We start from the raw sequence: 23,912 nt of genomic DNA, 5'->3' as shown, positions 1-23,912 counted from the left end.
GCGCTCAATCGGCCTCTCTTCGCCCTGCGAAAACAATGGTCAGCGCGAGCAGCATCAGCACGCCCGCCACGCCAAAGGTCAGCCCCATCCCCTTGGCAACGGCGGCCGAGCTGGCGCGCGCCAGCTCCCCACCACCCACGCCATAGGCAAACACCGCACCCATCGCCGACGCCCCCACGATCAGCCCCGCATTGCGCGACATGCCCAACAGGCCTGACGCCACGCCCCGGCGATCCTTGGCAACATCGGTCATCACCACCGTATTATTGGACGCCTGAAACAGCTGATATCCCGGCGTCAAAACAGCGACCGCCACGACATATCCCGGCACACCAAGGAGGTTCGGCAACACCGCCAGCAGGAACGCCCCGCCCGCCATCAACATCAGCCCATAGACCAGCAATCGCCCGGCGCCCCAGCGGTCCACCGCCCACCCAGACGGCAACCCGCTGGCAATCGAAATCGCGGGCCCCACTGTCATCACCAGCCCGACTGCAATACTGTCCAGCCCCAGACCGAGCCCGAGATAAAACGGCCCCACCACCAGCGTCGTCATTATCACCGCAGCCACCAGCACGTTGATGATGAGGTTGGGCGCCAGCTTCCGGTCCAGCAGCATCGCAAGGTCGAACGCCGACACCCCACCTCGCGCCTCATCGCGCCGCACATAGACAAGCGCCAACCCCAGCGCCGCCAAAGCGGGCAGCACCTGAACCAGAAAAATACTGCGCCAACCCAGCGTCGCAATCAGTACGCCACCCAGCGCTGGACCAAGCGCCGTCCCCAGTGCCGAAACCGTGCCTAGCGTCCCCATAGCCCTCCCGACGCGCCCGTCACTGGCCATCTGCCGCATCAGCGCCATGGCCAGCGTCATCATGAACGCCGCGCCAATTCCCTGCAGCGCCCGCGCCGCCACCAGAAACCACAACCCCGGCGCCAACCCGCACAACAACGACGCAAACGCAAACAGCGCCACGCCCATCAGATACATGGGCCTGAGCCCAAACACGTCGCCCAGCCGCCCAACGACAGCCACCGAAAGCGTCAACGCCGCGAGATAGGCGATCACCACCCATTGCACCGCAGCGAAAGGCGCCGAAAACGTTTCGGCCAGCGTCGGCAGCGCAATATTGGCAATGCTGGTGCCCACAGTTGCCAGCATCGTCGCCAATGACAGGGCGATAAACGCGCTTGTACTGGACCTATTCTCAATCGACGCGCCGATGCTCGCCATAACCGCTGCCTCTTGCCTGAACCCGTGATGCAAGGCAGTGTACAAGTTCAAGTCAACTTGAGGTCAAGCATGAGTTTTCTCGATATCGGCGAAGTCACGCAGCGGACGGGACTGTCCCCTTCCGCGCTGCGCTATTATGAAGAAATCGGCCTGATATCGGCCGCCGCGCGGCATGGCCTGCGCCGTCAGTTTTCGTCCGACGTTCTGGTGCAGCTCAAGTTCATCGCGCTGGGAAAATCGGCCGGTTTCTCGCTCGAAGAAATCGCCGGCATGGTCGGCAAGAAAGGCACGTCCGACCTGCCGCGCGATGTCCTGCGCAGCAAGGCCGACGACCTCGATAATCAGATCGTGGAACTGACCAAGCTGAGCGACACCCTGCGCCACATCGCCGATTGCTCGGCCCCGTCGCACATGGAATGCCCCACCTTTCGGCGGCTGCTCGATGGTGCGGTCAAGCCAAAAGCCAGACGCACCAAAAAGCAGCCACCGAACAGGCAATAGTCTTAGAAGACGAGCGACAGGCCCGCGCCAAACACCGTGCCGAATTCGTCCGTGCCGTCGCTGCCGGTACGATGAATGAGGCTGACGGCCGCGTCGATGAACGTGTTGGGCAGGATCTGGTACTCAGCGTTCACACCAATGCTGGTTTCCCGATAGCTCACGCCCGCAAGGTCGTAACCATCGCCCGACAGTTCGGCCATCACCACGAATTCGTCGGTGATCAGCTTGGAAACGCCGATACCGGCACCCCAGCCGTCACCGCCGTTCAGCGAGGCGAACTCGTATTGTGCAGCAGCGCCGAAAATCCAGTCTTCCCAGCCGACATTAACGCCGGCTTGAACAGTCACGGGCAGGTTCTGGCCGGACGGCAAGCCGCCATTGACGCTCAGCGCCGCATCGACGCCAAAGCTGGCAGCGATGTCGATTCCGCCTTCGGTGGTTGCAGCATAGGTCAGGGCCGCCGAGGCCGAGCCATCGACTTCACCATTGACGGTCTGGTCCGTCAGATCGCGCGAGGCAGATAGCTGTACGCCAAAGCCGTTGAACTCAGGCGTCACATAAAGAATGGTCTTGCCACCATAGCCACCGCAGGTGCCAAAGGTCAGATAGTCCTCGGTGCCAAAATGGCTTGTGCCACCTGTTGGTTGAATGCAGGCATTGCTCAATGCTGCGTCGGCATCCCAAAGATGGATTTCGCCAACAGCATCGTTGATCCCGTAAAACTCGATGCCAGGCTGTTCGATTGTATGAGAATTGGCATCGTAGTCGTGGATCAGACCGCCCCACGCATCGACGCCCAGCAGCCAGTCACCAAGCTGCCCCTCGATCACGATATCGAGCTCGTGGGTGCTGAGCGCATTGCCCTTGTTGTCGAAGACCACGTAGTTGTCGATCGTCAGCGTGATCGGCTTGTAGGTGGGCAGCTCTTGCGCCTCAGCCTTTGGTTCAGCCGCCTTGGGCGTAAGATCCTGCGCGAAGGCCGCCCCCATCAGAAGGGTAAGAGACAGCGCAGTAAGCCCGGTCGTTGTCAGAATCTTCGTCAAATCACTAGCCCCCAGATTGGCCCCATCTAGCGCCCGTCAGTTATGGTCGACAAGCCCAGATTTCGCCACAATTGGGAAATGTCACAACCGCCGCAGCCAGGGCTTTCGCCCCCGTCGCAAGGCCCAGACGATCACAAATGCTGCACCGACCCTCGCGCAGTTATTGTTGATCTTTCCAAAGTTGCTTCTACGCTGCATTGATAGAAGTCACGCTGCCAGACTCGGACAGCACAAGCAGGCGACGAATGCATCCCGTCCAAATATTTGAGCTGATATTTGCCCTCCTCGCCGCAATCCTGTTGCTGCATTGGGCGGCGGAGCGACTGCGCCTGCCGCCGGCGGTTGCCCTGCTTGTCGGCGGCGGTGCACTGGCCTTCATCCCGGGCCTGCCCATTTTCGAGCTCGACCCGGAACTGGCGCTGGTGCTGTTCCTGCCGCCGCTGCTGATGGCCAGTGCCTATTCCACCGCTCTCACGCTGTTTCGCCGCCACATCATCGGCATCCTGTCGCTTGCCATCGGCGCGGTGATTTTCACGACGCTGGTGGTGGGCCTTGTGCTGCATTTGCTGGTGCCCGCTTTGCCTTGGGCCGCCTGCTTTGCCCTCGGCGCCATTGTCTCGCCGCCCGATGCGGTCTCGGCCCGTGCCGTGCTGCAGCGCGTCCACCTGCCCCGCCGCCTCACCACCCTGCTCGAAGGCGAGTCCCTGATCAATGACGCGACCGGTCTGGTGCTGTTCCGCTTTGCCGTTGTCGCCACGCTTACCAGTGCTTTCGATGCCTGGCAGGCCAGTTTCAGCTTCGCCATTCTGTCCTTTGGCGGCATCGCGGTCGGCTGCGCCATTGGCGCGCTCTGCCTGCTGCTCATTCACAAGCTGCGCGACAGCACATTGATCGTCATCACCACCACCATGATGTGCTGGGCCGCCTATCTTGCGGGCGAAGCCGTGCAGGTGTCCGGCGTCATCTCCACCGTCACCTTCGGCCTCGTTTATAGCTGGTTCCAGCATGGCGTTATCAGCGCTCAGGTCCGCAATCGCGAGCTCGAACTCTGGACCCTGATCATCTTCGTCTTCGAGGCCATGGTTTTCGTGCTGATCGGCTTTTCGCTGCGCGGCGTGCTCGACCGCGTTGGCGGCATCGATGTCGTGGTCGCCACCATGACCGTGCCGGTCCTAGGCGTTGTCGCCGCAGTCATCGTCGCCCGTTTCGCCTGGGTCTATGGCAGCAACCTCATCATCGCTCTGCTCAAAAAGATCGGCCTGTCCAAGGAAGAACCGCTCGAACCGCGCGCCGCCGGCGTGCTCAGTTGGGCCGGCATGCGCGGGGTGGTTACGCTCGCCGTCGCGCTCACCCTGCCGCAACACATGCCCGGCCGAGACCTCATGCTGGTCATCGCCTTTGCCGTCATTCTGGTGACGGTGCTGGTGCAAGGCACCAGCCTTGGTTTCATCATCAAGCTGGCCAAGTTGGAAGACCGCGATCCACCGCCGCGCCTCAATCGCCTCGGCGCCGAACGCGCCATCGCCCAGGCCCAGTTCGCCGCCGTGGAGGCCAATGCCTATGGACCGGACGGCACGCTGATCCACCCCATGCTGCTCGAACGCTATAGCCGCCGCGCCAAACAGGGCGGAGAGCAGCAGGAACGCACGCAGGACATGGCCGACGGCATCAATGCCCATTTCGATCTGGTCGTCACCGCCATCGCCGCCGGCCGCGCTGAGCTCATCCGCCTGCACCGCGCCGGCGACATCAGCAACGAATCCCTCCACAGCCTCGAACGCGACCTGGACCTGCAAGAACTCACCGCCGCCTCTGCCCGCATCATTTAGTCGATAGGATGTGCTGGCCCCTTCCGAGGCCAGCGCCTTTCGCTCTCAGGCTGGAGCGACCTTCGGCGCTATGCTCGCGCGCCACCAGATCAAACCGGTGAGCGCGAGCATCAACATATCGGCCACGGGCGCCGCGGCCCAGACGCCGGTTTCGCCCCAGATCAGGGGCAGCAGCAGCGTCAGCGGAATGCCGAACAGATAGGCACGGCCCAGCGACAGGATCGCGGCCTGCCGCACCTTGCCGGTGGCCTGCGCATAGCTGGCAAACATCATCACCGGACCGAAGGCGAAATAGGCCGCGAGATAAAGCGGCATGATCCGCGCCACCTCTGCCCCAACCAGGGCATCGGGCACAAACAGCCCGCCCAGCATGTCGCGTCCACCGATCAGCACGAGCTGCACCAGCAGCCCATAGCCAACGCTCACACCCAGAGCCAGGCGCAGTGTCTGCCGCGCCCGCTCCACCTGCCCCGCCCCCACCGTATTGCCGACGATGGCCTGCAGTGCCAGGCTCATGCCCATCAAAGGCAGGAACACGAACGTCATCAGGCGCATCACCACGCCATAGGCGGCGATGGTCACGTCGGGGTCAGACAGGTCCAGCCGCTGCAGCGTGAACAACACCGCAGCAGAGCTCAGGGCAATGCCGATGAAGTTGAGGCTTCGCGGCGCACCAAGGGCAAGCATTTCGCCCCAGGCCCGGTCGTAGCGCACCCCGACCATTGGCAACACGGCCTTGCCGCCCAGCCGATAGACCACAACCACGCCCAGCCCGAGCGCCTGCGCCAGTGCCGTGCCCCAGGCCGATCCCGCCACGCCAAAATCGAACACGCCGATCAGCAAGGCGTTGAACCCGATATTGGCCAGCGTCACCACGATGCCGGCAATGGCCATGAAGGCCACGCGCCCTTCGCTGCGCAAGGCATCGGCCTGCACCGATAACAGGAAGGCGAACGGCGCTGTGGCAAACGAGATGGCGAGGAACGTCCAGCCCATCTCTCCGAGATGGACGTTGCCGCCCGCCAGCCCGCTGACCACGTGGCTGCCAAAGCCAAAGAACACGACCATCGAGGCCACGGCGATGGCCACGGCCAACCCTTGTGCCGAGGCGAGGGTCTGTCGCGCCGCGCCCATGTCACGCGCTCCGATCTGCCGGCCCAATAGGCTGGCCATGCCAATGCCGACCATGGTGGTGAGCGCCACCAGCAACATCGAGATCGGAAACACCAGCGTCACCGCGCTCAGCGCATCGGCGCCCACAAAGGCACCCAGCAACATGGCGTCAACGACAGTCAGCAACCCGCTGACCATGGTCACGAGGATGATCGGCAGGCTGGTGCGGATGAAAACGGATCGGATCGATCCGCGTAGGAATGTATTGGTCGGCGCGCTCGCCGACGACGATTGGTCACTCATCAAAGTCTCCCATTGCGGGCACGTCGGAAGATGATGATGGGCGCTCGCACTGCCATCGCTCCAACTGCCCCGGGGGGAAATGGCGATAAGCTCAATCTCAGGACAGGGACTTCACCACGGGCGAAAACGCCATGCGAGCGGCCGGTTCCCTGTAAACCGGATACGCTCCTTAAGCCTGGCCCGTTTTGCCGTCAAGCCCATTGCCCGCCCGAAACCCGGTCAGCATCGCGACGAGGATCCTCGACAGTTGCGGGGTCACCTCGACCAGCGCATGGGCAAATTGCGGCTCGCGGCGAAACAGCGCCTGCACGTCCGGACCCGGCGTTGCCATCTGCCACAGCGCCCCCGCCATCGAGGTTGCCGTCGCCACCGTATCGAGCCCCTGCCGCTCGGTCAGGCCCAGCGCAGCCGCCAACGCGTCCCCGATGGCATGCACCTCGCCCAGCGCAATCGTCTTGAACGCCCGCACAGCCTCGATCGACACATTGCGTTCCAGATTAAGCGGCGCCTGCGCCAGCAGATCGCAAAAAAGCGGCCGCTCCAGCAGCGTCTCGGCCAGCAGCGCCGCAACCTGCTCGACACTGGGCCGCTCCAACGCGGCCAGGCCCTGCTGCAGCCGCACCGACCAGTCCCGCCAGCCCTCTGCCGTCAGCATCAGGAAAATCTGCTCGCGCGTTTCGAAATAGCGCAACAGCGCCGATTTATGCATGCCCACCGCCTCGGCCACATCGGTGAGCGTGATGGTGCGCACGCCGCGTTCGGCGCCAAGCGCCCGCGCCGCGTCAAGGATCGCGTCTTCGCGCACCTGCTTGGCTTCGGCGCTGCGCGCACGCTGGAATTCGGATGGAGGCATTATCGACTTTACAAAACAGTGTTGCGGTATTAATAAAACGCCGTATCGTTAATTGATATCTTAACGCATTGGACTTGGCAAAGATGGCACAGCAGGTTTGGTTTATCACTGGTTCTTCTCGCGGTTTCGGCCGTGAACTCGTTCGCTCCGCCCTTGCGGCGGGCGATTTCGTGGTCGCCACCGCGCGGCGGCCCGAACAACTCGCCGACCTGGTTGAGCAATATGGCGACCGCATCCTGCCCGTCGCGCTCGACGTCACCGATGCCGCCGCCGCGCAGCACGCCATTGAGGCCGCCGTCACGCGCTTCGGCCGCGTTGATGTCGTCGTCAACAATGCCGGCTACGCCAACGTCTTCCCGATTGAAACCGGCCCCGAAGCTGATTTCCGCGCGCAGTTCGAAACCAATTTCTGGGGCGTCTACAACGTCTCCAGGGCCGCCGTCACCGCCATGCGCAAGCAGGGCCACGGCACCATCGTTCAGTTTTCCTCGGTCGGTGGCCGCGTCGGCGGCAATCCGGGCATTGGCGCCTATCAGGCTGCCAAATTCGCGGTCGATGGTTTCAGCCGCGTTCTAGCGGTCGAAACCGCGCCTTTCGGTATCAAGGTTCTGGTCATCGAGCCAAGCGGCTTTGCCACCGACTGGGCCGGCTCCTCGATGAAGATCGAACCCGTCACCCCCGGCTACGAGGACACTGTCGGCGCTCTCGTCAAACTCTTTAGCTCCAGCAACGTCGTCGCTGCCGGCGATCCGGCGCGTGGCGCCGAAATCATCGTCAATGTCGTCAAGCGCGATACTCTGCCATCGCACCTGCTGCTGGGCGTCAACGCCGTCGATATGTCGCGCGCCTATTCCAACGGCCAACTCGCCGAGCTGGAAACCTGGGCTGGTGTCAGCAAATCCGCCGACACCAACCAGCCTTTCCCGCAGCCATTCCCTGCCGATGCAGCTGCAAAGTAGTATCTCACAAAACACCAAAGCCGCCGGTCACCCCGACGGCTTTGCGCTATCGATTATTCGACGACGACCACGGCGTCGACTTCAAACAACATCCCGTCCAGCGCCAGTCGCGGCACCGGCACCAGCGTCTGCGCCGGCAGCGCCGCGCCAAACATTTTGACCACCTGTTCGGTAAGCACGCCCAGCTTGGATGGATCATGATCCACCACATAGACCGTCAGCTTGATCACCTGGTTGGGCTTCGCCCCGACCCCATCGAGCGCCACTCCCAGATTGGCATAGGCCTGCGCCACCTGTGTCGCAAAGTCGGGCGATAGCACCCGATCGCTGCCCGCTCCGCCCTGCCCCGAAATATAGGCAATCCGGCTGCCGCCCGGTGCGATCACCACCTGGCTATAGCCAAACGCGGTCGGGTCAAACAGCCCCGGCGGATTGATGTTTAGCTCATTGGCCGATGCTGCGCTGCTTGCGATGGTCATGATGATCAGTCCTTTGATAAGATGCCTCAATGCACGTGACATGAGCTTTTTCCTGTCGCTGCTTTATGCTCTGAGGCTAGCAAGATGCTGTGGCCACCATGGTGTCAGCAGCGTTTGGCGATAGGGAGAAAAAGCGATGCGTCGGGCCGACCGCCTCCTGCAAATCGTTCAGGCGCTGCGCCGCCATCGCGGCCCGGTCACCGCACAGGCGCTGGCCGATGAACTCGAAGTGTCGCGCCGCACCATCTATCGCGACATGCTCGACCTGCAGGCCGGCCTCGTTCCCATCGAAGGCGAGGCCGGGGTGGGCTATGTCCTGCGCCCCGGCTACGATCTGCCGCCGCTGATGTTTACCGTCGAAGAAGTCGAAGCCATCGTGCTCGGCGCCCGCCTGGCCCGCGACCGGGGCGATGCCGGTCTCGCCCGGGCCGCCGACGATGTTCTTGCCAAGGTCGCCGCCGTCCTGCCGCCGCCGCTGGCCACGGTGATGGAACGCTCGGCTCTCCTCGTGCCATCTCGCACGGACGACGAAGCCGCCTTCGGCCAACATATGCCGGTGCTCCGCCGCGCCGTGCGCGAACGCACAAAACTCGCCATCGGCTATGCCAACACCTCCGGCGCGGTCACCGAGCGCGTCGTCTGGCCGCTGGCTTTGCTGTTTTTCTCCAACGTCACCTTGTTGGGCAGCTGGTGCGAACTGCGCTCCGCCTACCGCTTCTTCCGCACCGACCGCATCACAAGCCCCTGGGCCACCGGTCAGCGCTTCGACACCGGCAACGGCGCCATGCTCGACGCCCTGATGGAAAACGACTGCACCCAGTCCTGAGCCCCGTCGCTACTTCAGCCGATAGACCGAGACATGCGAGGTCGACGCAGCGGTAAACGTCGCCCCACTCCAGTCCGCGTGTCGGCTTTCCAGGTCAAACCCGGCCAACTGCCCCATCAAGTCCAGTTCGGATGGCCAGACATAGCGGTGCGGCGAACGGAACAGCGTCGCCGCCTCGCCATCGCCAAACCGGAAGTGATGCGATGTGACATGCTGGGCGACCACATCGAACGTATCGACCATCATGTACCCGTTCTCCATGCGCCCCACCATGGCCTGCGGCGCCGGCAAAACCTTGGGCAGTTCCGGCACCCAAAGTTCCACGACAAATCGCCCGCCCGGTGTCAGATGCCGCGCCGCATTGCGGAAACAGTCAATCTGCTCGCCCTGCGTCAGCACATTGGAAATGCCGTTGAACACCAGAAACACCAGCGAGAATTCGCCCGCAACACGCGCACTGGTCATATCGCCGATAACCACCGGGATCGTCGCTTCGTCCGCCCGTGTCCGCAATTGCACGACCATCGGCGGCGCAATCTCGACCCCCGCCACCGGCACGCCGCGCTCGCTCAGCGGCACCGCGACCCGGCCCGTGCCAATGGCAAGTTCGAGTGCCCGCCCCGACCCGGCCAGTTCCGCCAGCCGATCCACCATCGGTCCCAGCACCTCCGGCGCAAACATGCCGGTGCCCGGCGTGTCATAGCTTTCGGCGGCCTTGGTATCCCAGATGTCTTTGTGTTCCATCCCGACAGCCTATCCGCGCGCCCGGCGACTGTCGAATGTCACCGCCCCAAAACAAAAAAGCCGCCGGGTCACCCCGGCGGCTTTGTCATTCAAACCGGCGAAAATTATCCGCGGTTCTTGTTGTAGAGATCGAAGAACACAGCTGCCAGCAGCACCACGCCCTTGATCATCTGCTGCCAATCGATGTTGACGCCCATGATCGACATGCCGTTGTTCATCACACCCATGATGAACGCGCCGATCACGGCACCCGCCACCGCGCCCACGCCGCCCAGTGCCGAGGCACCGCCGATGAACACGGCCGCGATCACGTCGAGTTCGAGACCCTGACCAGCCTTTGGCGTCGCCGAGTTGAGGCGAGCCGCATAGATCATGCCGGCCAAAGCGGCCAGCGCGCCCATGATGGCGAAGACGTAAAACGTCATGCGTTCTGTCTTGATCCCCGACAGCGCTGCCGCCTTGAGGTTACCGCCCAGAGCATAGATGCGGCGACCAAAGGTCATGCGCTTGGTGATGAACACAAAGAGCGCGATCAGGATGCCCATCACGACCAGCACGTTTGGCAGGCCGCGATAGGATGCCAGCATGTAGCAGAAGAACAGCACGAGTGCCGCGATCACCACGTTCTTGGCGACGAACAGGCCAAACGGCTCGCTCTCGTAACCGCGTGCCTTGCGGCGGGCGCGACCACGGATCGACATGAACACCATGGCGACAATCGCGACGATGGCGATGACCATGGTCGTAGTGTGCAGCACGATTGGCTGTACGCCATCGCTGGCCGCAACCAGCGTCGTCGGCCCGATCACGTCGGGGATAAAGCCTGCCGACAGCAGCTGGAATTCAGCCGGGAATGGACCAACCGACTTACCGGCGAGAATGGCCAGCGACAGACCCTTGAAGATCAGCATGCCGGCCAGCGTCACGATGAAGGACGGGATCTTGTGATAGGCGATCAGGTATCCCTGTGCCGCCCCGATAATGGCGCCGACCACGATGCAGATCGCACCGGCGACAAACGGGTTGGCGAGGAACGCCAGCTCGGGCGGGAAGCGCCAGCCCACCATCAACATGGCGGCCAGAGCGCCGACGAACCCGGAGACCGAGCCGACGGACAGATCGATATGGCCGGCGACAATCACCAGCAGCATGCCCAGCGCCATCACGATGATGTAGCTGTTCTGCAGGATGATATTGGTCAGGTTCACCGGCTTGAACAGCACGCCGGCTGTAAAATACTGGAAAAACAGCATGATCAGGATCAGCGCCAGCAGCAGGCCATAGTCCCGCATATTGGCCTTGAGCGCGCCCCAGACACTGAGTTCCTGGACCTTGACCGGCTCGCCGGCAGTCGTGCCCGACGGGGCTGTTTCTATGGTCATGATGCCTTCCCTTCAGCGCGAACAATGGCGCGCATGATCTTTTCCTGGCTCGCTTCGCTGGTCGGCATTTCGCCCACGATGCGGCCTTCGTTCATTACGTAAACGCGGTCGGTGATGCCCAGCAGTTCCGGCATTTCCGAGGAAATGACGAGCACTGCTTTGCCCTGAGCCGCGAGCTGATTGATGATGGTGTAGATTTCGTACTTGGCGCCAACGTCGATACCGCGCGTCGGTTCATCCAGGATCAGCACGTCCGGATTGGAGAACAGCCACTTGCTGAGCACCACCTTCTGCTGGTTGCCGCCGCTGAGATTGCCCGTCACCTGATAGACGCTCGACGAGCGGATATTGGTTTTCTTGCGATACTCGTTGGCGACGTCCATTTCGTGCAGATCGTCGATCACCCCAACCTTGGAAATACCGGCAAGGTTGGCAATGGTCGTGTTGTGCTTGATGTGGTCGATCAGGTTCAGACCATAAGTCTTGCGATCTTCGGTGGCATAAGCCAGCCCCTGATCCACCGCGCGCCGCACGTTCGACGTGTCGACCTTTTTGCCGTGCACATAGACTTCGCCGCTGATTTTCTGGCCATAGGACTTGCCGAACACGCTCATCGCGAACTCGGTACGCCCCGACCCCATCAGCCCGGCAATGCCAACCACTTCACCCTGACGGATGTTGATGTTGACGTTGTTGATCACCTGCCGTTCGCGGTGCTGCGGGTGGAACACGTTCCAGTTCTTCACCTCAAACACCACTTCGCCGATCTTTGGCGTGCGGGGTGGATAGCGATCGTCCAGCGACCGGCCCACCATCAGCGTGATGATGCGGTCTTCGGAAATATCTTCCTTGTTCAGCGTCTCGATGCTGCGCCCGTCACGGATCACCGTGATGCGGTCGGCTACCTTGGAAATCTCGTTCAGCTTGTGGCTGATCAGGATCGAGGTAATGCCCTGCTTGCGGAATTCCATCAGCAGTTCGAGCAGCGCCGCACTGTCCTTTTCGGAGAGGCTGGCCGTGGGCTCATCGAGAATGAGCAGCTGCACCGACTTGCTCAGCGCCTTGGCGATTTCCACCAGCTGCTGCTTGCCGACGCCAATGTTGGTCACCAGCGTATCGGGGTCTTCGGTCAGGCCAACCATGCCCAGCAGCTTGCGCGCGCCGTCGCGGGTTTCATCCCAGTCGATCACGCCACCCTTGGCCTGTTCGTTGCCGAGAAAAATGTTCTCCGCGATCGACAGGAGCGGCACCAGAGCCAGCTCCTGATGGATGATCACGATGCCCTTGTGCTCGCTGTCGCGAATGGATTTGAAGTGCTGTTCTTCGCCCTTGTAGATGATCTGCCCATCATAAGAGCCAGCGGGATAAACCCCGCTCAACACTTTCATCAAGGTGGATTTGCCGGCGCCGTTCTCACCCACAATAGCGTGAATTTCGGCCTCGCGAACCGTCAGGTTCACGTCCGAAAGGGCTTTGACACCGGGGAAAGTCTTGGTGATGCCGCGCATCTCCAGAATGGTGTTGGTCATGCTGTACTCGCCTTTATGGGCGCTTTCACTGCCGAGTGTACCGTGAAATCAACCGGCTGGATGGCCGTGGGCCCCGCATGTCTGCGAGGCCCGTGCTCGATCAGAAATTACTTCAGATCGTCTGCAGAGATGTAACCCGAGTCAACAACCAGTTCCTTGTAGTTGTTGGCATCGACTTCGTATGGAGTCAGCAGCAGCGAAGGAACGACCTTGATGCCGTTGTTGTAGGTCTTGTTGTCGAGACCTTCTGGGGTGCCGCCAGCCAGCACGGTGTCAACCAGATCGGCAGTCACGCGGGCCAGTTCACGGGTGTCCTTGTAGACGGTCGAGTACTGCTCGCCGGCAATGATCGCCTTGATCGATGGGATTTCAGCGTCCTGGCCCGAGATGATTGGGTAAGCCAGACCGCCCGAACCGTAGCCGATGCCCTTGAGCGAGCTCAGGATACCGCGCGCCACGCCATCGTTTGGCGCCAGCACGGCATCAACGTGGCTGCCGTCCGAGTAGTTGGCCGAGAGCAGGTTGTCCATGCGGGCCTGTGCAGTTGCACCATCCCAACGGAGCGTACCGACCTTGTCCATGCCCAGCTGGCCCGACTTGACGACCAGGTCACCCTTGTCGATCAGCGGCTGCAGCACGCTCATGGCGCCGTCATAGAAGAAGAATGCGTTGTTATCGTCTGGCGAACCGCCGAACAGCTCGATGTTGAACGGGCCGGTCTTTTCAGGATAGCCAAGACCCTTGAGGATCGAGTTTGCCTGCAGCACGCCAACCTGGAAGTTGTCGAACGTGGTGTAGTAGTCGACATTTGGTGTGTCGCGGATCAGGCGGTCATAGGCGATGACCTTGATCCCGGCAGCGCCGGCAGATTCGAGAGCCGCGCTCAGCGTCGTGCCGTCGAGAGCCGCGATGATCAGGGCCTTGGAGCCCTTGGTGACCATGTTTTCGATCTGGGCAAGCTGGTTCGGGATGTCGTCGCCTGCATACTGCAGATCAACGGTATAGCCCTTGGCTTCGAGAGCCGACTTCAGCTCGGCGCCATCAGAGTTCCAACGCAGCGTGGTCTGCTCTGGCATGGCGATGCCGATGATGCCCTTGTCCTGGGCAGAAGCGAGGCCGGCAGAACCGAGCACCAGCGCACCGGTGACTGCAGCAGCGGCAAATGTCTTCAAAAAGCTCATTTATTTTCCACTCTCACTGTTGTGCGGCATCCATTGGCTCCCCGCAATTTGCGTAAATTGCCGTGCGCGCACTTGTTTGTTGATTGAGTTGCGCGGACCCCCTGTCCGCCGTCGTGGTAGGGCCCCGCGTTTCCGCGGAGCCCGTTTGTTCAGCTATGAGTTACTGAACTTCTTCAGCCTTGAGGTAACCGGAGTCGATGACCAGCTTCTGGTAGTTGGTGGCGTCGACTTCGTATGGAGTCAGCAGGATCGAAGGCACAACCTTGACACCGTTGTCGTAGGTCTTGGTGTCGAGGCCTTCTGGCGTGCCGCCCGAAACCAGCGTGTCGACGAGGTCGGCAGTGGTCTTGGCCAGTTCGCGCGTGTCCTTGTAGATGGTCGAGTACTGTTCGCCGGCAATGATTGCCTTGACGGATGGTGCTTCGGCATCCTGGCCCGAGATGATCGGCCATGGCAGATCAGCCGAGCCGTAGCCGACGCCGCGGAGCGACGAGATGATGCCGCGCGACAGGCCGTCATATGGCGACAGAACGCCATCGACGCGCGAGCCGTCCGAGTAGTTGGCGGACAGGATGTTGTCCATGCGGGCCTGTGCAACAGCACCGTCCCAACGCAGCGTACCAACGGTATCCATGCCCTGCTGGCCGGACTTGATGACGACAGCGCCCGAGTCGATCAGCGGCTGGATGACGGACATTGCGCCATCATAGAAGAAGAACGCGTTGTTATCGTCTGGCGAACCGCCAAACAGTTCAACGTTCCATGGCTTGGTGTCGGGGAAGCGTGCCTCGAGACCCTTCACGATGGAGCTGGCCTGCAGCACGCCAACCTGGAAGTTGTCGAACGTGGTGTAGAGGTCAACATTTGGTGTGTCGCGGATCAGGCGGTCATAAGCGACAACCTTGATGCCGGCGTCAGCAGCCTGCTGCAGCACAGCCGACAGCGTCGTGCCGTCGATCGAGCCGATCACGAGAGCCTTGACGCCCTTGGTGACCATGTTTTCAATCTGGGCGAGCTGGTTTGGAATGTCGTCTTCAGCGAACTGCAGGTCGACAGAGTAACCCTTGGCTTCGAGAGCCGTCTTGAGCTCGTTGCCATCCGAGATCCAGCGCAGCGACGACTGGGTTGGCATCGCGATACCGATCGCGCCCTTATCCTGGGCGTGGACCGCGGTGGAAGCTGTCAGCGCCATTACGCCAACGGCCAGCACGGTAGCAAGCGTATTGAAAATCTTCACGTCTCGACTCCCTTTTGTCTTTCGAGTTCAGAAGCTTTGGATGGTCGTCAGGGGAGAAGCCTGAACATCATGCAAACCGCGCACCGAAAGCAGGGATTGCGTGCAATCCCTGGTCCACATCGGCGACTGGTCAAGCGCAGCTGGCACCCGAAGGTGAACCGCCATTCTGCTTTTCATGAAGTCCTCCTGCACAACGGCTTTTGCCGCCAGGGCCCTCCCAAGCCCACGGTCCGGAAACTAGGATAATCAGATACCAGTGTAAAGCGGGTTTGCTGGGCCCCCCTTATTTTTTTCGACTCTCGAATATTAATGATACCGCTTGTTTTAGGGCGATTGCAGGAACGCTCTGTTACCGATAGCTTGCCCCCGCCATGGCAAAACTCCGTACCAATGAATCGCAAAGCGATAGCGGAAATGGCAAAGGTATCAGATACCTTGGAGGACACGTGTCGACCCTAAACGATGCTGCGCGCAGCGAGATTCCAACTGCCTCGACCTCGGTGGCGGACGATCTGGCGCGCATGGTTCTCAGTGAACTGGCGCCCGGCTTGAGTCTGCCGAGCGAGGCTGATCTGGCGACGCGCTACGGCGTCAGCCGGCTCACCATTCGCGAGGCGGTAAAGCTGCTTGAGGGGCGTGGCCTGCTGGTGATTGCGCGTGGTCGCAAAGCCGTGGTGCGCGAGCCGGACGGCAAGATTTTCGCCGACTTCCTCACCTCAGTCATCCGACATGATGCCAAGGGGCTTTTCGATCTGATCGAGGTCAGGCTGTCGCTCGAAGTGCAGTCGGCAACCCTCGCCGCCAAGCGCGCCACACGCGCTGGAATCGCCGCCATCGAGAGCGAACTCCAGGGCATGCGCGACGCTTTGGGTGCATCCGGCGAACAGATGAGCCACGACCAGGAATCGCGTTTCCATACCCATGACGTAGGCTTCCACGAGGCCGTTGCGCTGGCCAGCGGCAACCGCGTTCTCGGCTTTCTGTTTGAGGCGATGGCCCAGCCGCTGCGCGAAGGGTTCTTCATCAGCCGCCGCGGTCATGAACAGCGCGGCCACACGGTCGAAGACACCATCGGCGCCCATCAGCGCATCCTCGACTGCATCAAGGACGGCAATGGACGCGCCGCGGGCGAAGCCATGCGCATCCATCTCAAGGACACCGAGCGCGACATTCGCGCCGCCCTCACCCAGCTATCGCGGCGCCACGTTCAGGCCGACTGATCACAAACGCCTTGCGACGAGCGCGCGCATGGCAGAATACTCCGCAAAACACTCAAGGGCGGATGTATGGCGCAAAGAGTAGACACATCGGTCAATCGGTTGGACGACGCAGCCCGCGCCGGCTGGCTGTATTATGTCGCCGGTAACACGCAGGAAGAGATTGCCACCAAGCTCGGCATCTCGCGTCAGTCCGCCCAGCGCCTTGTGTCGCTTTCGGTCAGCGAAGGCCTGATCAAGGTCCGCCTCGATCACCCGATCGGCCGCTGCATGGACCTGGCCAGCCGCCTCAAGTCGCGCTTCGCGCTCGATCTGTGCGAAGTGGTCCCCTCAGATCCATCGAGCCAATCCAGCACCATTGGCGTCGCTCAGGCCACCGCCGCCGAAATCGAACGCTGGCTGAAGCGCCCCGATCCGATCGTCATGGCCATCGGCACCGGCCGTACGCTCAAGGCCGCCGTCGAACAGCTGATGCCGATGGAATGCCCGCACCACAAGGTGGTCTCGCTCACCGGCAATATCGCGCCCGATGGCTCCGCCGCCTATTACAACGTTATTTTTAACGTCGCTGACACGGTCAAGGCGCGCAGCTTCCCCATGCCGCTGCCGGTGTTTGCCTCCTCGCCCCGCGAACGCGAATTGCTGCATGCCCAGCCCATGATTCGGGGCACCCTGGCCCTCGCCGCCCAGGCCAATGTCACTTTCGTCGGCATCGGCGATATCGGCCCCGACGCGCCGCTCTATCTCGATGGCTTTATCAACGACACCGAACTCAAGGCCCTGCAGCAAGCCGGCGCTGTCGGCGAGATCTGCGGCTGGAGTTTTGGCGCCGATGGCAAGCTCATCGAAGGCCTCACCAATGATCGCGTCGCTTCGGCCACCCTGCCCTCCGGCGAGCACTCCCAGGTCGTCGCCATCGCCATGGGAAAACGCAAACTGCCAGGCATCCGCGCTGCGCTCACCAGCCATCTCGTTAACGGTTTGATAACAGACGAGCTGACGGCAGAAGGCCTGCTCAATCTCGGCTAAAGCCCTGATCTAAAAATCATAAAAGCCTGAGCGACCCTCGATCTGACGCACGTACATCACGCGCTCAGCGCATAGGACGCTTGACTTCGACGCATAAGTAGTGAGTATTTGCTCATCACCGAGGCAATTGCCCGCTTCGGTTACTGGGAGGAATACCGATGAAACTAACACCTATTCTCGTGGGCGCCTTTTCCCTTGCGCTGGTCGCCTCCGCTTCGGCGCAGACGCTCACCATTGCAACGGTGAACAATGGCGACATGGTCCGCATGCAGGGTCTGTCCGGCGAATTCACCAAGGCAACCGGCATTGAACTCAACTGGGTCGTGCTCGAAGAAAACACCCTGCGCCAGAACGTCACCACCGACATCGCCACCAATGGCGGCCAATATGACGTGATGACCATCGGCACCTACGAAGCCCCCATCTGGGCCAAGCAGGGCTGGCTGTCTCCCCTCGACGGCCTGACTGCCGACGCCGCCTATGACGTCAACGACATCCTGCCCCCGATCCGCGCTGGCCTGTCCTTCGAAGACAAGCTCTATGCAGCACCATTTTACGGCGAAAGCTCCTTCATCATGTACCGCAAGGACCTGATGGAAAAAGCCGGCCTGACCATGCCAGATGCCCCTACCTGGGAATTTATCGGTCAAGCCGCCCGCGCCATGACCGACCGCGCCAACGACATCAACGGCATCTGTCTCCGCGGCAAGGCCGGCTGGGGCGAAAACATGGCATTCCTCACCGCCATGTCGAACTCCTTCGGCGCCAGCTGGTTCGATGAAAACTGGAAGCCACAGTTCGATCAGCCAGAGTGGAAGAACACCCTCGACACCTATCTCAGCCTGATGAAGGACGCGGGCCCAGCCGGTGCTTCCTCGAACGGCTTCAACGAAAACCTGACCCTCTTCCAGCAGGGCAAGTGCGGCATGTGGATCGACGCGACCGTCGCCGCTTCCTTCGTGACCAACAAGGACGACTCCACCGTTGCCGATCAGGTCGGCTTCGCTCTGGCTCCCGACAATGGTCTGGGCAAGCGCGGCAACTGGCTCTGGGCATGGTCGCTGGCCATTCCAAACTCTTCGCAGAACAAGGAAGCTGCCGAAAAGTTCATCAATTGGGCAACCAACAAGGACTACCTGACCACCGTCGCCACGGCTGACGGCTGGGCCAACGTTCCTCCCGGCACCCGTACTTCGCTCTACGAAAACGCCGACTATCAGGCCGCTGCGCCATTCGCCAAGATGACGCTCGACTCCATCAACTCGGCAGATCCATCGCACCCAACCGTCAAGCCAGTGCCCTATACCGGCGTGCAGTTCGTCGCGATCCCTGAATTTGCCGGTATCGGTACCAATGTCGGCCAGCTCTTTTCGGCAGCTCTTGCCGGGCAGATGACGGCAGACGAAGCCCTCAGCCAGGCCCAGGAATCCACCACGCGTGACATGACCCGCGCTGGCTACATCAAGTAAGTCTCCTCCCGAGACGAACTTAACCCGCCCGGTCGATGGTCCCCTCTTGAGACCGGGCGGTTTTTCCCCTCTGCTCAACCATGAGACCTCATGGTGAGCCTGTCGAACCACGAGGTCGGGTGCACGACACCTGCCATGGCCTCGTCCTCCGGCACGCTCAGGATGAGGCCTACTGATGATCCGCCTGTAGCGCTCGATTGAGGAAAACATGGCCACCGCACAGACCCGAACGCTCTCACGCGTCATGATGGCACCAGCCGTCATCCTCCTGTTGATCTGGATGATTGTCCCGCTGGTCATGACCCTCTGGTTCTCGTTCCAGAACTACAGCCTGATCAACCCGATGATGACCGGTTTCGCCGGTTGGGCGAACTACATCTACGTCATCGGCGACCCGAGCTTTACCCAATCGCTGGTCAACACCCTGATCCTGGTCGGCGGCGTTCTCGCCATCACCGTGATCGGTGGCACCCTGCTCGCCATGCTGCTCGACCAGCCCATCTGGGGCCAGGGCATCCTGCGCATCATCGTCATCTCGCCCTTCTTCGTCATGCCCCCCGTCGCGGCGCTGATCTGGAAGAACGGCTTCATGCATCCCGGCTACGGCATGCTTGGACATCTCTGGAAGGCCTTTGGCCTGCAGCCGGTTGACTGGTTCAATCAGTATCCGCTGTTTTCGGTGATCGTCATCGTCGCCTGGCAGTGGCTACCCTTCGCCACCCTGATCCTGTTGACGGCCATGCAGTCGCTCTCCGAGGAGCAGCGCGAAGCCGCCGAGATGGATGGCGCCAATGCGATCAACCGCTTCTACTATATTATCCTGCCCCACCTGGCCCGCTCGATCACCATCGTGATCCTGATCCAGACCATCTTCCTGCTCGGCATTTTCGCTGAAATCCGCGTCACCACCGGCGGCGGCCCAGGCTTTGCCTCCACCAACATCACCTTCCTCGTGTTCCGCACCGGCATCCTGTCCAACGACATCGGCGCCGGCTCCGCCGGAGGCGTGGTCGCCGTCATCATCGCCAACATCGTCGCAATCTTTCTGATGCGCGCAGTGGGGAAGAACCTTGATGCCTGAGTTCCTCCACAAGCACTACGCCCCCCTCTTCACCTCTCCCTTTGGGGGAGAGGTCGCCCCCCTTGGGGCGGGTGAGGGGGCCTTCCCTGAACTCAGTGCGTGGGCAAGGCCCCCTCACCCGTCGCTACGCTCCGACCTCTCCCCCAAAGGGAGAGGTGAGGCTTCGCCTCTGCCTCGTGGAAGGATCTAATAAATGGCACGCACCGTCCCCGTCCGCGCTCGCATTGGCTTCACCATCCTCGCCTGGGCCATCGCGCTGATCCTGTTCTCGCCTATCCTCTGGGTGATCCTGACCGCCTTCAAGACCGAGGCCGAGGCCATCGCCAACACGCCGACCTTCCTGCCGCAGAACTTCACGCTCGAAAACTTTGGCGCCGTGCAGGACCGCTCGGATTACTTCAAGCACGCCACCAACTCGATCCTGGTCTCTGTCGGCTCGACCTTGCTTGGCCTGCTCATCGGCATCCCTGCCGCCTGGGCCATGGCCTTTGCGCCCACCAAGCGCACCAAGGACGTGTTGATGTGGATGCTCTCCACCAAGATGATGCCCGCCGTCGGCGTACTGATCCCGATCTACCTGATTTTCCGCGATCTGCGCCTGCTCGACACCGTACACGGCTTGACCATGATCATGACGCTGATCAACCTGCCGATCATCATCTGGATGCTGTACACCTACTTCAAGGAAATCCCCGTCGACATCCTTGAGGCCGCCCGCATGGATGGCGCCGAACTCTACAACGAGATCGTCCACGTCCTGATCCCGATGGCCATCCCGGGCATCGCCTCGACCCTGCTGCTCAACGTCATCCTGGCCTGGAACGAATCCTTCTGGACCATCACCCTGACCTCGGGCCGCGCCGGCACGCTGACCGCCTTCATCTCGTCCTTCTCAAGTCCGCAGGGCCTGTTCCTCGCCAAGCTATCGGCTGCATCCCTGCTCGCCATCGCGCCGATCCTGCTCATGGGCTGGTTCAGCCAAAAGCAACTCGTCCGCGGCCTCACCTTCGGAGCGGTCAAATGATGGGCACTTCTTTCTTCACCTCTCCCTTTGGGGGAGAGGTCGCCCCCCTCGGGGCGGGTGAGGGGGACTTCCCTGGACGTGGTGTGTGGGCAAGGCCCACCTCACTCCGCATCCCAAGCCTGTCCAAGCACGCCACGGCACAATTTCCGAAACACCTCATCGGAGGACTAAACTAATGGGTTCGATCACCCTGCAACACGTCAAGAAGTCCTTCGGCGAGGTCCAGATCATCCCGGACATTTCGCTCGACATCAAAGACGGTGAATTCGTCGTCTTCGTCGGCCCCTCCGGTTGCGGCAAGTCCACTCTGCTGCGCCTGATCGCCGGCCTCGAAGACACCACCGCGGGCACCATCCTGCTCGATGGCGAAGACATGACCAAGGCCCCGCCAGCCCGGCGTGGTCTGGCCATGGTGTTCCAGAGCTACGCGCTCTACCCGCACATGACCGTGCGCGACAACATCGCCTTCCCGCTCAAGATGGCCAAGGCACCCAAGGAAGAGATCGACCGCAAGGTTGCCTATGCCGCCGAAACGCTCAACCTCGGCTCCTATCTCGACCGTCGCCCGCGCGCCCTGTCCGGTGGTCAGCGCCAGCGCGTCGCCATCGGCCGCGCCATCGTGCGCGAACCCAAGGCCTTCCTGTTCGACGAACCTTTGTCCAACCTCGACGCCGCCCTGCGCGTCAACATGCGGCTCGAAATCACCGAGCTGCACCAGCAGCTCAAGACGACCATGATCTACGTCACCCACGATCAGGTCGAAGCCATGACCATGGCCAACCGCATCGTCGTGCTCAACGCCGGCAATGTCGAACAGTTCGGCTCGCCGCTCGATCTTTACAACAAGCCGGTCAACCGCTTCGTCGCCGGATTTATCGGTTCCCCGAAGATGAACTTCATCGATGGCCCGGAAGCGGCAAAGCACAACGCCCATTCCATCGGCGTGCGCCCCGAGCACTTCAAGATCTCGACCACCCCGACCCCGGGCGCCTGGAAAGGCAATGTCGGTGTCGCCGAACTGCTCGGCTCCGACACGTTCCTGCACGTCAATGTCGACGGTCTGGGCCTCATGACCATCCGCACCGACGGCGACCAGACTTTCAGCCACGGTGACGAAGTCTATCTCTCCCCCGACCAGTCCCGCATCTACCGCTTCGACGCGGCAGGCCTGTCGATCTGAAACGACCAGCGGCGTTGGCGTTATGACGCCACTGCCCAACCCACCGGGTCATTCCCGCGAAAGCGGGAACCCCTGTTTCCCAATAACGGAGGTTCCCGCTTTCGCGGGAATGACCCGGGGCTTGAATAGCAATGACCACCAAACTCTCAGCCGCCGCCCTGCCAGCCATCACCACCGCCGCCACCCCCGCCTATGACCGGGGCTCCCTCACGGCCGGCATCGTCCATTTCGGCGTCGGCAATTTCCACCGCGCCCATCAGGCCGTCTACCTAGACGATCTGTTCGCCACGGGCTCCGACCACGATTGGGCGCTAGTCGGCGCGGGTGTGCGCGATGCCGACGAAGCCATGCGCCAGAAGCTCAAATCGCAGGACTGGCTGACAACCGTCGTCGAGCAGGAAGCCGATAGCAGCGCTGCTCGCATCACCGGCGCCATGATCGATTATCTCCAGCCCGGCCAGGCGACTGCCATCATTGCGCGCCTCGCTGATCCAGCCATCCGCATCGTCTCGCTGACCATCACCGAGGGCGGCTATTACATCGATCCGGCCAGCCAGAAGTTCGATCCGACCCATCCCGACATCGCATATGACGCCGCCCATATCAGCGCACCGAAAACCACGTTCGGCCTGATCCTTGCCGGCCTCATCGCCCGCCGTGCCGCTGCCATCCAGCCATTCACCGTGATGAGCTGCGACAACATTCCCGGCAATGGGCACGTCACCCAAAACGCCATCGTCGGCCTCGCCAATCTGGTCGATCTAGCGCTGGCCCAATGGGTCGAGGCTCACGTCGCCTTCCCCAATGGCATGGTCGACCGCATCACACCCGCGACCTCCGACCGCGAGAAAAAGCTCCTCGCCGACAATTTCGGCATCGACGACGCCTGGCCGGTGTTCTGCGAAAACTTCAAACAATGGGTGCTCGAAGACAATTTCCCCGCCGGTCGTCCGGCGCTCGAAAAGGTCGGCGTCCAGTTCGTCAAAGATGTCGCCCCCTACGAGCATATGAAGATCCGCATCCTCAATGGCGGCCACGCCACCATCGCCTATCCGGCAGGTCTGCTCGACATTCATTTCGTTCACGAAGCGATGGAAAACGAACTCGTGTCGGCCTTCCTCACCAAGGTCGAGCAGGACGAAATTATCCCCGTCGTCCCGCCCGTGCCCGATACTGACCTCGGCGACTACTACGCGCTCTGCCAGCGTCGTTTCGCCAACCCCAAAATCGGCGATACCATCAGGCGTTTGGCGCTGGACGGCTCCAATCGGCAGCCCAAATTTATCATTCCATCCGCTTTGGACAGGGTTCAACGTCAACAGTCTGTTAACGGATTGTCACTCGTGAGTGCCCTTTGGTGTCGCTATTGCTACGGCACAACCGACTCAGGCGCTGTCATCGAACCCAACGATCCGAACTGGGATCGCCTCACCGCCCAGTCCAAGCTGGCCAAGGACGATCCCAAGGCTTGGCTCGCCATGACCGACATTTATGGCGACCTCGCCAACCAGCCCGCCTTCGTCGCCGCCTTCTCCCACGCCCTCACCACCCTCTGGTCCCTCGGCACCAAAGCAACCCTCGAACGCTACCTGGCGGACAACTTGTAGTGCCCGCCAACCTGACCAAAGATCTCCCAGTCGTCTCCCTCCCCCCTGTGGGGAGGGATCAAGGGTGGGGGTGGATTGGCCGGGATACTGGG

Annotated in this window: 21 protein-coding genes; 11 read left to right on the top strand and 10 right to left on the bottom strand. The window is 61.6% G+C overall.

Going from position 1 to position 23,912, the window contains the following annotated elements; all coding sequences use genetic code 11:
• Window positions 1-4: 4 nt before the first annotated feature.
• The gene (locus ABIE28_RS02360; protein WP_354059753.1) at window positions 5-1,234 is read right to left on the bottom strand and encodes an MFS transporter; all 1,230 of its coding nucleotides are present in this window, start codon (window positions 1,232-1,234) and stop codon (window positions 5-7) included.
• 69 nt (window positions 1,235-1,303) lie between these two features.
• Between ABIE28_RS02360 and ABIE28_RS02355 the strand changes: the two genes are divergently transcribed.
• On the top strand, window positions 1,304-1,735 hold the full coding sequence (locus ABIE28_RS02355) for a helix-turn-helix domain-containing protein (RefSeq protein WP_354059751.1): 432 nt from the start codon (window positions 1,304-1,306) through the stop codon (window positions 1,733-1,735).
• Between the two features lie 2 nt (window positions 1,736-1,737).
• Here the strand turns inward: ABIE28_RS02355 and ABIE28_RS02350 are convergent, their stop codons facing one another.
• The gene (locus ABIE28_RS02350; RefSeq protein ID WP_354059749.1) at window positions 1,738-2,778 is read right to left on the bottom strand and encodes a porin; all 1,041 of its coding nucleotides are present in this window, start codon (window positions 2,776-2,778) and stop codon (window positions 1,738-1,740) included.
• Window positions 2,779-3,023: 245 nt separating this feature from the next.
• Here ABIE28_RS02350 and ABIE28_RS02345 point away from each other — a divergent pair, with 245 nt between their 5' ends.
• On the top strand, window positions 3,024-4,607 hold the full coding sequence (locus ABIE28_RS02345) for a Na+/H+ antiporter (protein WP_354059747.1): 1,584 nt from the start codon (window positions 3,024-3,026) through the stop codon (window positions 4,605-4,607).
• 45 nt (window positions 4,608-4,652) lie between these two features.
• Here the strand turns inward: ABIE28_RS02345 and ABIE28_RS02340 are convergent, their stop codons facing one another.
• Together ABIE28_RS02340 and ABIE28_RS02335 are read right to left on the bottom strand one after the other, a co-directional pair.
• Complete coding sequence (locus ABIE28_RS02340; RefSeq protein ID WP_354059745.1) at window positions 4,653-6,023, bottom strand: MATE family efflux transporter; 1,371 nt, start codon at window positions 6,021-6,023, stop codon at window positions 4,653-4,655.
• A gap of 169 nt (window positions 6,024-6,192) precedes the next feature.
• Window positions 6,193-6,876, bottom strand: a complete 684-nt coding sequence (locus ABIE28_RS02335; protein ID WP_354059743.1) for a TetR/AcrR family transcriptional regulator — start codon at window positions 6,874-6,876, stop codon at window positions 6,193-6,195.
• Between the two features lie 83 nt (window positions 6,877-6,959).
• On the opposite strand from ABIE28_RS02335, the gene ABIE28_RS02330 reads away from it, so the two are divergent.
• On the top strand, window positions 6,960-7,835 hold the full coding sequence (locus ABIE28_RS02330; RefSeq protein WP_354059741.1) for an SDR family NAD(P)-dependent oxidoreductase: 876 nt from the start codon (window positions 6,960-6,962) through the stop codon (window positions 7,833-7,835).
• A gap of 53 nt (window positions 7,836-7,888) precedes the next feature.
• Here ABIE28_RS02330 and ABIE28_RS02325 read toward each other — a convergent pair whose 3' ends face one another.
• Window positions 7,889-8,356, bottom strand: coding sequence for a RidA family protein (locus tag ABIE28_RS02325; protein ID WP_354059740.1), 468 nt, complete (start codon window positions 8,354-8,356; stop codon window positions 7,889-7,891).
• Between the two features lie 94 nt (window positions 8,357-8,450).
• Here ABIE28_RS02325 and ABIE28_RS02320 point away from each other — a divergent pair, with 94 nt between their 5' ends.
• Window positions 8,451-9,140, top strand: coding sequence for a helix-turn-helix transcriptional regulator (locus ABIE28_RS02320; protein ID WP_354059738.1), 690 nt, complete (start codon window positions 8,451-8,453; stop codon window positions 9,138-9,140).
• Window positions 9,141-9,149: 9 nt separating this feature from the next.
• Here ABIE28_RS02320 and ABIE28_RS02315 read toward each other — a convergent pair whose 3' ends face one another.
• From ABIE28_RS02315 to chvE (ABIE28_RS02295), 5 genes are all read right to left on the bottom strand, one after another.
• Complete coding sequence (locus tag ABIE28_RS02315) at window positions 9,150-9,884, bottom strand: class I SAM-dependent DNA methyltransferase (RefSeq protein WP_354059737.1); 735 nt, start codon at window positions 9,882-9,884, stop codon at window positions 9,150-9,152.
• A 104-nt stretch (window positions 9,885-9,988) separates the two neighbouring features.
• Window positions 9,989-11,266 (bottom strand): multiple monosaccharide ABC transporter permease, encoded by a 1,278-nt coding sequence (gene mmsB, locus ABIE28_RS02310; RefSeq protein ID WP_354059735.1) that lies wholly within the window; start codon window positions 11,264-11,266, stop codon window positions 9,989-9,991.
• Window positions 11,263-12,795 (bottom strand): multiple monosaccharide ABC transporter ATP-binding protein, encoded by a 1,533-nt coding sequence (gene mmsA, locus ABIE28_RS02305; RefSeq protein ID WP_354059733.1) that lies wholly within the window; start codon window positions 12,793-12,795, stop codon window positions 11,263-11,265. The genes mmsB and mmsA overlap by 4 nt, the downstream gene beginning before the upstream one ends.
• A 107-nt stretch (window positions 12,796-12,902) precedes the next feature.
• The gene (chvE, locus tag ABIE28_RS02300) at window positions 12,903-13,976 is read right to left on the bottom strand and encodes a multiple monosaccharide ABC transporter substrate-binding protein (RefSeq protein ID WP_354059731.1); all 1,074 of its coding nucleotides are present in this window, start codon (window positions 13,974-13,976) and stop codon (window positions 12,903-12,905) included.
• Window positions 13,977-14,136: 160 nt separating this feature from the next.
• Complete coding sequence (gene chvE / locus ABIE28_RS02295) at window positions 14,137-15,213, bottom strand: multiple monosaccharide ABC transporter substrate-binding protein (RefSeq protein WP_354059729.1); 1,077 nt, start codon at window positions 15,211-15,213, stop codon at window positions 14,137-14,139.
• A 446-nt stretch (window positions 15,214-15,659) separates the two neighbouring features.
• Between chvE (ABIE28_RS02295) and ABIE28_RS02290 the strand changes: the two genes are divergently transcribed.
• From ABIE28_RS02290 to ABIE28_RS02260, 7 genes are all read left to right on the top strand, one after another.
• Window positions 15,660-16,433, top strand: coding sequence for a FadR/GntR family transcriptional regulator (locus tag ABIE28_RS02290; RefSeq protein WP_354059727.1), 774 nt, complete (start codon window positions 15,660-15,662; stop codon window positions 16,431-16,433).
• 66 nt (window positions 16,434-16,499) lie between these two features.
• Window positions 16,500-17,459, top strand: coding sequence for a sugar-binding transcriptional regulator (locus ABIE28_RS02285; RefSeq protein ID WP_354059726.1), 960 nt, complete (start codon window positions 16,500-16,502; stop codon window positions 17,457-17,459).
• Between the two features lie 158 nt (window positions 17,460-17,617).
• Window positions 17,618-18,928: an ABC transporter substrate-binding protein gene (locus ABIE28_RS02280; RefSeq protein WP_354059725.1), complete on the top strand. Its 1,311-nt coding sequence runs from the start codon at window positions 17,618-17,620 to the stop codon at window positions 18,926-18,928.
• Window positions 18,929-19,136: 208 nt separating this feature from the next.
• The gene (locus ABIE28_RS02275; RefSeq protein WP_354059724.1) at window positions 19,137-20,009 is read left to right on the top strand and encodes a carbohydrate ABC transporter permease; all 873 of its coding nucleotides are present in this window, start codon (window positions 19,137-19,139) and stop codon (window positions 20,007-20,009) included.
• A 193-nt stretch (window positions 20,010-20,202) separates the two neighbouring features.
• Window positions 20,203-21,033 (top strand): carbohydrate ABC transporter permease, encoded by an 831-nt coding sequence (locus ABIE28_RS02270; protein ID WP_354059723.1) that lies wholly within the window; start codon window positions 20,203-20,205, stop codon window positions 21,031-21,033.
• A 175-nt stretch (window positions 21,034-21,208) separates the two neighbouring features.
• Window positions 21,209-22,213, top strand: coding sequence for an ABC transporter ATP-binding protein (locus tag ABIE28_RS02265; RefSeq protein WP_354059722.1), 1,005 nt, complete (start codon window positions 21,209-21,211; stop codon window positions 22,211-22,213).
• A gap of 131 nt (window positions 22,214-22,344) precedes the next feature.
• A complete protein-coding gene (locus ABIE28_RS02260) occupies window positions 22,345-23,820 on the top strand; it encodes a mannitol dehydrogenase family protein (RefSeq protein ID WP_354059721.1) in 1,476 nt (491 codons plus the stop codon).
• Window positions 23,821-23,912: the final 92 nt, after the last annotated feature.

It is taken from the genome of Devosia sp. 2618 (genome assembly GCF_040546815.1).
Classification (GTDB): Bacteria; Pseudomonadota; Alphaproteobacteria; order Rhizobiales; family Devosiaceae; genus Devosia.
Note: the sequence above shows the minus strand (reverse complement) of the source record. Positions and strands in the feature narration are given on the sequence as shown.

Excerpts from the sequence above, each read along its gene's own strand:
- ABIE28_RS02360 (WP_354059753.1), bottom strand. The coding sequence starts at position 1,234 with ATGGCGAGCATCGGCGCGTCGATTGAGAATAGGTCCAGTACAAGCGCG.
- ABIE28_RS02355 (WP_354059751.1), top strand. The coding sequence starts at position 1,304 with ATGAGTTTTCTCGATATCGGCGAAGTCACGCAGCGGACGGGACTGTCC.
- ABIE28_RS02345 (WP_354059747.1), top strand. The coding sequence starts at position 3,024 with ATGCATCCCGTCCAAATATTTGAGCTGATATTTGCCCTCCTCGCCGCA.
- ABIE28_RS02340 (WP_354059745.1), bottom strand. The coding sequence starts at position 6,023 with ATGAGTGACCAATCGTCGTCGGCGAGCGCGCCGACCAATACATTCCTA.
- ABIE28_RS02335 (WP_354059743.1), bottom strand. The coding sequence starts at position 6,876 with ATGCCTCCATCCGAATTCCAGCGTGCGCGCAGCGCCGAAGCCAAGCAG.
- ABIE28_RS02330 (WP_354059741.1), top strand. The coding sequence starts at position 6,960 with ATGGCACAGCAGGTTTGGTTTATCACTGGTTCTTCTCGCGGTTTCGGC.
- ABIE28_RS02325 (WP_354059740.1), bottom strand. The coding sequence starts at position 8,356 with ATGTCACGTGCATTGAGGCATCTTATCAAAGGACTGATCATCATGACC.
- ABIE28_RS02320 (WP_354059738.1), top strand. The coding sequence starts at position 8,451 with ATGCGTCGGGCCGACCGCCTCCTGCAAATCGTTCAGGCGCTGCGCCGC.
- ABIE28_RS02315 (WP_354059737.1), bottom strand. The coding sequence starts at position 9,884 with ATGGAACACAAAGACATCTGGGATACCAAGGCCGCCGAAAGCTATGAC.
- mmsB (WP_354059735.1), bottom strand. The coding sequence starts at position 11,266 with ATGACCATAGAAACAGCCCCGTCGGGCACGACTGCCGGCGAGCCGGTC.
- mmsA (WP_354059733.1), bottom strand. The coding sequence starts at position 12,795 with ATGACCAACACCATTCTGGAGATGCGCGGCATCACCAAGACTTTCCCC.
- chvE (WP_354059731.1), bottom strand. The coding sequence starts at position 13,976 with ATGAGCTTTTTGAAGACATTTGCCGCTGCTGCAGTCACCGGTGCGCTG.
- ABIE28_RS02285 (WP_354059726.1), top strand. The coding sequence starts at position 16,500 with ATGGCGCAAAGAGTAGACACATCGGTCAATCGGTTGGACGACGCAGCC.
- ABIE28_RS02280 (WP_354059725.1), top strand. The coding sequence starts at position 17,618 with ATGAAACTAACACCTATTCTCGTGGGCGCCTTTTCCCTTGCGCTGGTC.
- ABIE28_RS02275 (WP_354059724.1), top strand. The coding sequence starts at position 19,137 with ATGGCCACCGCACAGACCCGAACGCTCTCACGCGTCATGATGGCACCA.
- ABIE28_RS02270 (WP_354059723.1), top strand. The coding sequence starts at position 20,203 with ATGGCACGCACCGTCCCCGTCCGCGCTCGCATTGGCTTCACCATCCTC.
- ABIE28_RS02265 (WP_354059722.1), top strand. The coding sequence starts at position 21,209 with ATGGGTTCGATCACCCTGCAACACGTCAAGAAGTCCTTCGGCGAGGTC.
- ABIE28_RS02260 (WP_354059721.1), top strand. The coding sequence starts at position 22,345 with ATGACCACCAAACTCTCAGCCGCCGCCCTGCCAGCCATCACCACCGCC.